Here is a 10,716-nt window from a genome sequence, read left to right on the forward strand (position 1 = left end):
CCAGCTACATGGCGGAGCCTGGCACAGACCAGCATCAAAGCAGAATTGCCATCCGGGAAGCAGCCCACTACTCTGGTGCGGCGGCGGATCTCCCGGTTGAGCCGTTCAATGACATTGTTGGTACGGATACGAGTCCAGTGTTCGCTGGGAAAGTCGCAGTAAGTCAGCGTCTCTTCAATGCCGTCCTCTACTTTCTTGGCCGCCTCCTTCAGCTTCATTTCCCGCAGCTGGACCACCACGGCCTTAGCCTTCTCCCGAGCAGCTTTTTTGCTCTCCTGGGCGTGGATCGCCTTGAGCATCTTAGCCACCAGCTTCACTTTGGAACGGGGAACCACAGAAAACACATTGCGGTAGAAATGGACGGTACACCGCTGGTATTTGGCCTCCGGGAACACTTCTCCCACAGCCTCCAGCATACCAAGACACTTGTCCCCAACCACCAGCTTGACTCCGTCCAGGCCACGGCCTCGCAGCCACTGGAAGAAGCTGACCCAACTGGCCTTGTCCTCTTTCATACCCTCGGCGGCGCCTAAAACCTCGCGGTATCCGTCCTCATTTACCGCAATCGCCACCAGAACGGCTACATTCTCATACTCTCCGCCCCAGTTCCGCCGCAGATAGATCCCGTCCACATATACATACGGATAGCGTCCGCCTTGTAAAGGCCGGCTGCGCCAATCCTCAATGTGGACATACGCTTTTTTGTTCAGTTCGCTGATGGTCGCTGGGGACACTTTGCTTCCCCACAGCGCCTCGGTGATATCCTCTACTCTGCGCACCGAGACACCAGCCAGATACATTTCGATAAGAGCTTCCTCCACACTGCTTTCACGCCGGCGATACCGCTCTATAATCGCCGTTTCAAATGCCCTTTTGCTAATTTTATAACCTTTTCAAGCAAAATGTCAGCGCCCTTTTTGTTTTTACTCATTTTCAAAATGGGCGCTGGATGTTTCACTGCCATCGCCATACACGATTGCTTCTTGAACCAGCTTATCCTCCAGATCGTTCATACACACACCGCACGCTCGGAACAGTTCCAATAAATCTGGGCGCAAATCAGTCAAATCAAAGCGATGATCTGCTTGGATAACTCGAATTTCACCTCTCCCCTGCTCCGCCGTGCAGATCAGTTTGCACTCCGGATCAAGGCCAGCCTCCTCCAGAACATAACCTGGTATCCTAACATTTGGAAGGATCGGTCCAGTCATCTGTCTGCTATAATTACATTTAATTAAAGGGGGGAATTAGATGAACCAACCAACTGTTTTTGTTAGTTCGACTATATATGATTTTGCTGATATGCGTTCTGCTCTTAAGTATTGGCTTGGTGAGATGGGTTTTAGGGCTCAGCTCTCTGAATACAATGATTTTCAAAAAAATTTAAATACTAATTCATAGCTCCGCAATACCGCTGCCCCCGTGGAGAGGACTGGCGCATACCGCAGAGCTCCCCCGCAAGTCCATGGGAGGGCGTGAGCAAGTTTCATTATCCCCCGCGCTGTCGTCGCGCCCAGCCTGCCACAGCCGGGTCAAAGGTTCGCGTTGATCGCTCGGTCTGCTCCACTTTCACCTCCTTGGAGCTCCCATCCTGGCGGCGCGCCTTTTGCCGCTATTCACGCGGGTTTTGTGCCTGGAATACTGTATATTCAGTTGTCGGCGGGAGGGACTTGTCCCTCCTCAACTATCAGGCGGGTTATAAGCACAATTCGCAGGCGGTCAGCGCAAATTCCCCAAAAGAATTTTGAGCGTTTCCACGCCCCGGCTGATACTGTCCCGGACGGCGTTCTCTGTCACATTTTCCGCCCTGGCAATTCCTGTCTTGCTCCTGCCCAGGATATAGTGGGCATAGATGCGCCGGGCCTGGACGGGCGGGAGACGGTCAAGGGCGGCATAGAGGGCGGCGCGGTCCTCGGCCAGCTCCATGATCTCCTCCGGGGTCAGCGGGGGATAGGTCACGTCGGCCTCAAAGCCGGGGGTCCCGTCCAGGGAGCACTCGTCATGGTCCCGCTTGCGCCGCTTGTAGCTGTCGCACATACGGCCCCCGATGGAGAGGGTCACGGCGATCTCCTCCGACACTTCCAGGGTGACGCACTCGGTCAGGTGGGGGTAGTAGTTGTTCAATCTGATGGTCGTCATATGTAACCTCCATTTCGATACGGGGCGGAAAGGGACAGATCGAAATGGCGGGGTGGGGAACGGCAGCGGGCCTCTGGACACCGTGTCCAGAAGCACCGCCTGGATAGAAAAACGCCCGCATAGCGCAAGGCTACACGGACGTACCGGGGCGACTGAATATTACAATTTTCGCAGTTGTGGGTAGGGCTACCCTTTAGAGGGGGCGGGCTTTTTTTGACAAATCAAAGGGAAGGGGAATATAAAAAGACACGGCTTAACCTCCTTTTGTCGCCGCGTCAGTCACAAGAAAGCGGCGGTCTTGAAATCTGTTGTTTCAAAACCGCCGTTTGGTGTTTGTTTTCGTTTGGGGCGCGTTAATAGACAGCCGCCATTCAACGGTTTTTTTATATGCCGTTTCCGTTAGCGTCTGAATATCTTATGAAATTTGGGTATTACGCTTTGAAAATCGCGTTTTGGAAAGAGTGATAGACACTTTCCCGATCAATATAATCTGTTCTGATTGTGCCGGACATCCAGGGCTTTTCCGCCGCCCATTTTCGGTTGCTATCAATCAAAGCATCCAGCGAATCCATCAGCCGGTCCACAAACGGGTCGAAGGAGGAATTAAGCATATTGGACAACTTTTCGCTGATACCGGCGCTCCCGGTGCTGGTTTTCAATGCGCTGTACTGCTCCGCAAGGTGCTGGCCCAGAGCCACATCACTTTCATTGACATTCCAGGTTGGGCGTTGCAGTTGTTGGAAAAGCGTCTTTGCATAGACACCGGCAAATGACAAATCATTTCCGTCATAGGGGGCCTGTTCATTGACAGATTGCTTTTGCGTTTCTGCGGGCGATGTACCGGCGCTTTGACGAAGCTGGGCTGCCATATATGCGTCGTCATGTTTGAGCCACTGTTTATCGGGATCGGTAATGCTCACATAGTCCCCATTTTTTTCAATGTAATCCGTGTAAGCATTGGCCTTTTGATCTACCAGCGCCAAAACGCTGTTACGCATATCTTCCGCCGCGCCGGACTGCCCCAGGTCCTCGAAAAAGCCGCCGATACTTTCCGCGTAGGTGTTCGCCATTTCCTCTTTTGCCTGTGTATAAATCTGCTCCAGCTTTTGCAGTTCCGCCTCTTGATGTTCCCCTGTAAATTGAGTTTGGATACGGTCTTTCAAAACCGCGTACCGGGAGGCGAGGTAATCGGCCTTTTGCTCGAACCGCTCAATGTTATCGAAGCCGACGCCGATTTGCACAAAATCTTCCTTTACACCTTGCCAGTCAATGTCTGCTTCAAGTCCTTTTTCGGCAAGCTCGCCACGGAATTTTTCCAAATCCGCTTTTGAGATGTCGTTTTTCAAAATCAGCTTTACAGGTTCAGAGGAAGTGCGCACGAATGTATCTCCATCAAAATAGCCGTCAATGCGGGATTGCTTCATATACTGGTTGAGGAGCGCGTCCTCCTCGGTGTAAGAGGATTGTTCCGACGGCGGCAGAAGCTCCGCCTGCAAACGGCTGTCAGGAGCGGTCCAAGTATAGGAGGGACTTCCCATCGCCTGCATCTGGCCGGAACTCGGCTTATAGATGCCGGAGCGTGTATCCGCTTGTGCGTGAGTACCTATTTCCACACGATCATATTGCGTTGGAGTGGTTTGCATTGAAGCAAAGGGCAAATTTGCGCGTACTGCTGAAATGCCCATCTTGCCCATATAGGGAGCTGCCTGTATTTGACCAACAAACATAATGTTATCTCCTTTTATTAAGCGCGAATATTTACCGATGTCTCAATAGACGGGGTAGGTTGAGAAGATTGCATTTCTGCGCGGGCCTCTCGATACGCCTGTAAGTACACCGAGGCCGACTCGCCAAAAAATTCATGCTCTGCCTTGGTCTGTATATCCGTCCATCCTCCGCCGAGGCTGTTATAGCTTGCGATATTTTCACCGTTAGGAGCGAAAATTTCAGCAGCCTGCTGGACTGAACTGATTTTTAGATTTGCGGAGCAGCCTCCCGACAGTTTTTCCAGCATCTTTTCCAATGCCTGCAACATCGGGTGAGGCTCTTTCAATGCTGCCTGGATAGCAGACATTACCTGGTTTTTCGGCCCGGAGCGGTCAGGGGAAACATATTGCTTCATGTGTGCAAGCCGCATTTGGGTAAAGCCCTCCGACATATAAACGCCCTTCTTGGCATCTTCTTTTGCGTATGCTTTTATCCGCTCGATAAAACCGTCGCTCATTCCGCTCTTTGCAGTTTTTTCGGTGCCACTGGTTTTATCCCCTCTGACGGCTGCGGCATAATTTGTTGCCGCTGACACACCGGAAATGTTCACGATACTGCCCTCCTTGTTGAGAGAATTTTATTCTTCCTTGTCCCGGCACTTACCAATCTGTTCAAAAGCCGACAGGAGACGTTGATATGAGCCAGACATAGAATTGCAAATTTCCTTTCCTTTTCCATCTTTGTCTTGTGAATACGAAAAATCTTTACAATACTGAGCACAAGCCTGGAGGAGCTTCGTAAAGTCGCCTTTCTCTTTCCCAAACGGCCACGCTTCCAGCCCAGAGTCCTTAGACGCTCCAATCGTTAACCCGGACGGTCCATTATAGGGAACCGCACCGCCAAAGCCGACACTAAAATCCTGGGAAGAAATAACGCCAGCATTCCGCAGTTCTTTCAGTAAGCTGCCGTACTCGTCGCGGGTCATGTTTTTGACATCATATTTCTTTGCCAAAGAAATCGCCATTTCATCCGTCAATTTTGACGTTTCCGGCTTTACTTTGTATTCTCCATCACCCGAAATGTAAGTGTCTGGACTCCGCCCATAGCGTGCGGCTGGATAATTTGACTTCGCATTTTGCAGTCCCGTCATCGCCAAATTTATATTCTGAGAACTTACCTTTTGAAAACCCGTAATCATAATTCCACCTCATTCTGTAATGGTTATACTCTCAGGCCCGAACATCGAAAGTCGCAGTTTCCCCTTCGCAAGCCACGGGTTGTTTCTGCGCTCCATTCTTAATCTCCGCACGCGCCGCATTCCAAGCTTGCATATAAACATCATTAGAATCCCCAAGAAACTGATTTTCTGCCTTGGTAGTTAAATTCATCCAACCACCATTGCTGGTATTATAGTGCGCGATTTCTTCCCCATCAGGAGAATATACGGTTGCGACCTGGTTCTCAGAGGTGCTGTGAAGGTCCCCTGAACAGCCGCCAGCCAGCCCACTGAAAGATTTCACAATACGCTCTGGTCTTCCTTTGCCTTTGAGCTGTGCTAACATCCTGTCGAGAAATTCCAAAGTGGGGTCTTATCCTTTATGCGCCTTCTCCGCCTTTTGCAGTTCCTGCGTCATCTGTGCAATCGGAGCAGAACGGTCAGGAGAAACATACTTGCCCATCTGTGCATGACAGAGGTTTATTGCCTCTTGGCTCATGCCACCACCTTTTTGAGCATCTCGTCGCGCTAACTCCTGGAGTTTCTTAACAAAATCATCCGTCATTGCATTTTTAGACGCTTCAACCGCCTTTTTCTTGATGATAGGTGTTTCTCCCCACCTGGCGGCCTCCCGAAGACTATTTACTCCGCCAATTTGCATACTATACGATCTCCTTTCTATTCCGCGCTGTCAATGCTCTTTTTGAACGTGTTCCAAATATCGTCATAAATGGACTGGAACAGCGATTCCCGTTGAACAGCGCCGGTGTCCGCTGTCTCCCAATCTTCAAAGTGAATTTCTTCCCCCTCCTCTACGCAGTCCCGCCGCTTTAACTCGGCCAGGATGCTGGAGGCCCCCTTTTGAAACGTGGACGTTATGCCATGCGCGGAGGAAAGAGCGCGGTCAATTTCATTGTAAATATCGTCTGTGGAGGTGTCGATCTGCCAATGAGTATCATCCGCGCCATTCCCCGCCCACTCTGCGGCCATGCTGTAAGCCTTGCCCATGTAGCCCTCCTGAGTGGGGTTGTGATCCGATACCCGGTTCAACTCCGCCGCGCCCTGCTGCATAAACTGCTCACGCGCCGCCCTGGTTGCGTCCAGCAGCTTGGAAACGTCCTCCAGCGTCATCTGCTCCGGCAAAGCCTTGCTGCCGTCCAGCATTTCCTGATATTCTTGAATGGTTTGGTCGAAAGCGGAGAGCTGATCCCGGTATTCCATCAAAGACGTTTCATGCTGCTGGCTCAAATATGCGCCCACTTTACACTGGTTCAAGTAGAAGTGCAGCAGGCCCTCCGGCATTTCCTCCAGAGGGGAATTTTTCTTGCCCTCTGTGGCCTCCGCCGACAGCTCCAATGTATCAAACCGGGTTTTCATATTTTTGTACCCCGCCAGCTCGCTTGCCCGCTGCCGCCGGTGGCCCGCTATGATCTCATAGCCCCCGCCCTCACGGGGACGCACCAGGGCGGGCTGGTGGACGCCGCCTGCCCGCACAGACGACACCAGCCCTTTCATTTCGTTGTCGTCCCGGACGCCGAACGGGTGATCCTGGAACGGGTGGAGCTGGGAGAGGTCCAGATAGACGATCTCCTCTTTTTCCCCACGGGAGGCGTCTTTGGGCTGGGGCGGCTCCTCCGGCGCGGGCGCAGGCGGCGGCGGGGCCTCCTCCTTGGCCGGGGCGGATTTTCCGGCGGTCGTGCCCCGCGTGGCGGTCTTGGCCGTCTTGCCAGCGCCGCCCCCGCCGGGGGTGGCCTGCTTCTCCGCCTTGGGCGGGCGGCCCTTGCGTTTGGGCCGCTCACCCTGGGCCGGGGCCTCCTTGTTTTTGGGACGGCGGCCACGGCGGGGAGGCTCCGGCTGCTCCTGGGGCTTCTCCCACTCCTGCCCGCCCTCCTTGGCCGGGTCCGTCTGTTCCTGCCCCGCCCGGACGGACGACAGGTCGATCACCTTGTTCTCCGGGGACGGGGGACCCTCCATGCCGGGGATCACACCCTGGGCCCCCGGCTCCGGGGCGGGCGGGGCCTCCGACACTTCCGGCGCGGGGGGCTCCAGCGTTTGTCCCTCCGGGGCTGGGGTCGTTTTAATTTCTTCTGCCATTCGCTTGACCTCCTTACTTTTTCAAATACAAACGGGGCCAAAACCTTATTTTGGCCCCGTCTCCTTATACGTTTTCCTCCTTTCCCTGTCACGCAAAAACGCCGCCCTTTTTACAGCCGGGCGGCGTTTTCGGTAAGGTTGACAGTCCATTTTGTTGTTGTTTATATTGTTTCCCTTTGTCAAGCGTTGCTAATGAGGTGCGTTTGGAATATGCGTATTTTATATGTAGAAGATGAGCGGGAGCTGTCATCAGCCGTATATGCCGGGCTTCGCAAATGCAGCTATGCAGTGGATGCGGTCTTTGATGGCCACGAGGCATTGGATTACTACCATACCTATGAATATGATGTTATCGTTTTGGATTTGAACCTCCCGGATATTGACGGCCTGGATGTCCTGCGTCAAATCAGGCAGGGAGATTGCAAAACAAAAATCTTGATCTTGTCCGCCAGAAGTGCAGTGGATGACCGGGTCAAAGGTTTGGATATGGGCGCAAATGATTACTTGACCAAACCATTTGATTTCTTAGAATTGGAGGCCCGTATTCGCACATTAAGCCGTATCGCCTACATCCAAACTGTCAGTACCTTGACCTGCCGGGAATTAACGCTCAATACGGCAACGAAAGAAGCTGCTTGCGGAGCGGTCAAAATTTCGCTTACTAAAAAAGAGTACGCAATCCTGGAGTATATGATGCTTCATAAAAATCAAGTTGTCGATGCCAAACAGATTTTGGATCATGCATGGGATAGCAACGCGGACTTTTTTCCAGATACACTTAAATACCACATTCACGCAATAAAGAAAAAACTGACAGAAGCTGGCGGCTCAGAAAATCTTATCAAAAATGTGCGCGGCGTTGGCTATATGGTGGTGGATGAATGATGCATAAAAAATCTTTGTGTTTTCAAATCACGCTGGCAACTGCATTGATTTTATTCCTGTGTTCGGCATCTCTGACTTTTTTTTCAGTTTATCATGCCGGGATGCAGTTTTCCGCCGTTGTTGTCAAAATGGCCGAACTCCCGTCCAGCGTAAATATCGACAGCCCCGAAATGACTGGTTCGGACATCCCAGCCCCCCCTTATCACCAATGCGTCTATTGTTTCAGAGGCAAAAATGCAATTCAATTTGGCAGGGATTGCGGCGATGCTTTTGATTACTGCGTTTGGAACAGGTCTTGCCTATGCTGCAGCAAAAAAAGCCCTTACACCTATCCGCACATTCAGTCATACAGTATCCACTATTACAGAAAATGATTTGGATATACCAATTCAGGAACACGCCGGTTCCTCCAGTGAAACAGAATTATTATACCGATCATTCAACACCATGATGGAACGGCTAAACCGCTCTTTCTCCATGCAAAAAAAATTTTTCGGCAAAGGTAGCGCACGAGCTAAAAAATCCACTTGCAACGATCATCACAAATGCACAGGTGGCAAAGTTGGGGCCGTTGTCTGCTAAGGAATATTTGCAGACTTTAGATGCGATTGAACGAAATGCAAAACGTCTCCAGTTAATTATAGAAAATCTTTTTCATTTATACGATGGACAAATAGAGTTTGAATGTAAGCATATTCAATTAGACGAGATGTTTTCCAATATATTAGAAGAAATTTCCCCTAAACTGCAAGAGCAGAATATTACCGCCACAGTTGATTGTACTGGGTTTCCCTCCGTAATAGGAAATTATGACTTGCTCTATCGGGCGTTCTACAATTTGATTGAAAATGCCATAAAGTATAATATACCAAACGGAGAAATTCACATTACCTCCGAGGTTGATGCAAATAGAGGAAAAATTATTGTTTCTGATACTGGTTGTGGTATCTCAGCCGAACATCTACCACAGATTTTTGACCCTTTTTATCGTGTAAACACTTCTCGCTCCCATAAAACTGCTGGAAGCGGATTAGGACTGTCCATTGTGAAATCAATTATCGAGCGCCACGGCTGGAGTATATCTGTATCTAGTGAAGTTGGAAGAGGAACACTTTTCACAATCAGTCAATTTCAATAAGATTTTTTATAGCCGCTGATAACGGATAATAAAAAAACTGTTGTTTTGGCGGCTGGTGTTGGCGCGCTCAAACAAAATACAAATGGCCTTGCGGCGGTTTTGAAATATCAAATTCAAAACCGCCGCTTTCTCTTGAAAAAAGGAAAACGGAGGGCGTGTTAAAGTCGCCCGTTTTTAAGGACACGGCGGTATCCGGGAGGTATCGTCATGTCCTTTTGTTCCGTTTCTCAATATAATTTCTTGTCAAAAAAAGTCCGATCTCCGCAGCGGCGCACTCCGCCCAGGTTTGCGAAAATAGTCGTTTCCTGACGGCTCATATTGTTGTTACCAGCCCCCGAGTGGCCTTGTGCCGTCCGGGGGCTTTTGCATTTCCAGGCCAGCGAAACCGGCCCCGCTGCCGCTCTCCGCCCCCTCCGTTCAGACCCCCAAAAATCTGAACGGAGGAAAGGACATTGGAAATCACCATCAATTACTATGGACAAGCTGTGTCCGTGTCGTTGGAGGTCTATGAATATCTCACCCAGGCCGACCACAAGACGGAAAACCTTGCCCATGAACAGCGGCGGCATTGGGACGGGCGCGAGTGTGACGAGTACATAATCAGCACCGAGGGCCGCTTGCCCTATTGCGCTGCCCCGGAGGAATTGGTCTGCCAGCGGGAAACGCTGGACGAAATTCTGGCGGTGTTAGACCTCTGCACCGACACCCAACGGGAGCGGTTTTTGCTCTATGCTCTGTACGATTTCAGCTATGCGGAGATTGCGGAGATGTGCGGCTGCTCCAAAGTTTCCGTTTGCCAGAGCATCACGGGCGTTCGCAAAAAGTTTTTCAAATTCTTTGGAAAAACATACTAACGATTGCCCCCCTAAGTGGCTACCAGGTGAGGGACGTTAGCTCCATCACTGGGAGGGACAAGCAGTTTCGGCTGTTTGTCCCTCCTGTCATTTAGGAGGTCAAAATGAAAGTTATCAACCTACGGCTCCACTATCCACATTACCAGCAGGACACGCTGGTGGAGGTCAGCGAGGAAGTCTTTGACGTGCTGTGTCAGTCCGTCAGGGAAACGCGGAACTATGAGCGCCGCAAGCGGTATCACCGGGCCTATTACTCGCTGGACGCTTTCGACTGGGCGGAGAACTATGCCCTGAAACACAGTCCGTCCCCGGAGCAGTTTGTCTTGCTGGCCGAGGAACAGGCCGAGCGTGACCGGCTGGCCGTTGCCTTGCGGGATGCCCTGGCCTACGCCATCCCCACGCAGGTCCGCCGTATCCGCGCCTACTACCTGGGAGGGATGACCCAGCAGCAGATTGCAGACCGCGAGCGCGTCCACAACAGCAACGTCTGTCTGTCCATCCGCCGGTGGCTGTGCAATCTGCGCCGCTACTATGCAGACCACCACCTGGGGAAGTGAGGGCGGTATGGCGATCATCAATTTACGAAAGCACTATTACCCGCTCTACACTAGTACTTCACCAAGATAGAAAATAGAAGTAGCGGAGAAGCGAGAAATGTGGTAAAATACTCTCGGGTGATGAGG

At 51.3% G+C, this 10,716-nt stretch carries 14 protein-coding genes and 1 pseudogene; 6 read left to right on the top strand and 9 right to left on the bottom strand.

What is annotated here, in order from left to right; translation table 11 throughout:
- Positions 1 to 869, bottom strand: a pseudogene (locus NFS22_RS22270) (IS256 family transposase); the annotation flags it as partial.
- 54 nt (positions 870 to 923) lie between these two features.
- Positions 924 to 1,211 (bottom strand): type I toxin-antitoxin system SymE family toxin, encoded by a 288-nt coding sequence (locus tag NFS22_RS22275; RefSeq protein ID WP_251319861.1) that lies wholly within the window; start codon positions 1,209 to 1,211, stop codon positions 924 to 926.
- A gap of 40 nt (positions 1,212 to 1,251) precedes the next feature.
- Here NFS22_RS22275 and NFS22_RS22280 point away from each other — a divergent pair, with 40 nt between their 5' ends.
- Positions 1,252 to 1,401, top strand: a complete 150-nt coding sequence (locus tag NFS22_RS22280; RefSeq protein WP_251319862.1) for a DUF4062 domain-containing protein — start codon at positions 1,252 to 1,254, stop codon at positions 1,399 to 1,401.
- A 318-nt stretch (positions 1,402 to 1,719) separates the two neighbouring features.
- Here the strand turns inward: NFS22_RS22280 and NFS22_RS22285 are convergent, their stop codons facing one another.
- From NFS22_RS22285 to NFS22_RS23810, 7 genes are all read right to left on the bottom strand, one after another.
- Entirely contained in the window at positions 1,720 to 2,139 is a 420-nt protein-coding gene (locus tag NFS22_RS22285) for an RNA polymerase sigma factor (RefSeq protein WP_251319863.1), read from the bottom strand.
- A 431-nt stretch (positions 2,140 to 2,570) separates the two neighbouring features.
- Positions 2,571 to 3,866, bottom strand: a complete 1,296-nt coding sequence (locus NFS22_RS22290) for a hypothetical protein (protein WP_251319864.1) — start codon at positions 3,864 to 3,866, stop codon at positions 2,571 to 2,573.
- 17 nt (positions 3,867 to 3,883) lie between these two features.
- Complete coding sequence (locus NFS22_RS22295; RefSeq protein ID WP_251319865.1) at positions 3,884 to 4,456, bottom strand: hypothetical protein; 573 nt, start codon at positions 4,454 to 4,456, stop codon at positions 3,884 to 3,886.
- Between the two features lie 27 nt (positions 4,457 to 4,483).
- Positions 4,484 to 5,044, bottom strand: coding sequence for a hypothetical protein (locus NFS22_RS22300; RefSeq protein WP_251319866.1), 561 nt, complete (start codon positions 5,042 to 5,044; stop codon positions 4,484 to 4,486).
- Positions 5,045 to 5,075: 31 nt separating this feature from the next.
- Positions 5,076 to 5,426 carry a hypothetical protein gene (locus NFS22_RS22305; RefSeq protein WP_251319867.1) on the bottom strand — a complete coding sequence of 117 codons (351 nt, stop codon included), beginning with the start codon at positions 5,424 to 5,426 and terminating at the stop codon, positions 5,076 to 5,078.
- A gap of 9 nt (positions 5,427 to 5,435) precedes the next feature.
- Positions 5,436 to 5,723, bottom strand: coding sequence for a hypothetical protein (locus NFS22_RS22310; RefSeq protein WP_251319868.1), 288 nt, complete (start codon positions 5,721 to 5,723; stop codon positions 5,436 to 5,438).
- A 17-nt stretch (positions 5,724 to 5,740) separates the two neighbouring features.
- A complete protein-coding gene (locus NFS22_RS23810) occupies positions 5,741 to 7,156 on the bottom strand; it encodes a ParB N-terminal domain-containing protein (protein WP_277614994.1) in 1,416 nt (471 codons plus the stop codon).
- Positions 7,157 to 7,366: 210 nt separating this feature from the next.
- Between NFS22_RS23810 and NFS22_RS22320 the strand changes: the two genes are divergently transcribed.
- The 5 genes from NFS22_RS22320 to NFS22_RS22340 all read left to right on the top strand — a co-directional run bounded on the left by NFS22_RS22320 (position 7,367) and on the right by NFS22_RS22340 (position 10,590).
- Positions 7,367 to 8,041, top strand: a complete 675-nt coding sequence (locus NFS22_RS22320; protein ID WP_251319869.1) for a response regulator transcription factor — start codon at positions 7,367 to 7,369, stop codon at positions 8,039 to 8,041.
- A 234-nt stretch (positions 8,042 to 8,275) separates the two neighbouring features.
- Positions 8,276 to 8,623, top strand: a complete 348-nt coding sequence (locus NFS22_RS22325) for a HAMP domain-containing protein (protein WP_251319870.1) — start codon at positions 8,276 to 8,278, stop codon at positions 8,621 to 8,623.
- The gene (locus NFS22_RS22330; protein WP_251319873.1) at positions 8,580 to 9,179 is read left to right on the top strand and encodes a sensor histidine kinase; all 600 of its coding nucleotides are present in this window, start codon (positions 8,580 to 8,582) and stop codon (positions 9,177 to 9,179) included. The genes NFS22_RS22325 and NFS22_RS22330 overlap by 44 nt, the downstream gene beginning before the upstream one ends.
- A 452-nt stretch (positions 9,180 to 9,631) precedes the next feature.
- A complete protein-coding gene (locus NFS22_RS22335; RefSeq protein WP_251319871.1) occupies positions 9,632 to 10,033 on the top strand; it encodes an RNA polymerase sigma factor in 402 nt (133 codons plus the stop codon).
- 104 nt (positions 10,034 to 10,137) lie between these two features.
- Entirely contained in the window at positions 10,138 to 10,590 is a 453-nt protein-coding gene (locus tag NFS22_RS22340; protein ID WP_251319872.1) for an RNA polymerase subunit sigma-24, read from the top strand.
- Positions 10,591 to 10,716 lie beyond the last annotated feature (126 nt).

The organism is Flintibacter muris (assembly GCF_943192995.1).
GTDB lineage: Bacteria > Bacillota > Clostridia > Oscillospirales > Oscillospiraceae > Lawsonibacter > Lawsonibacter muris.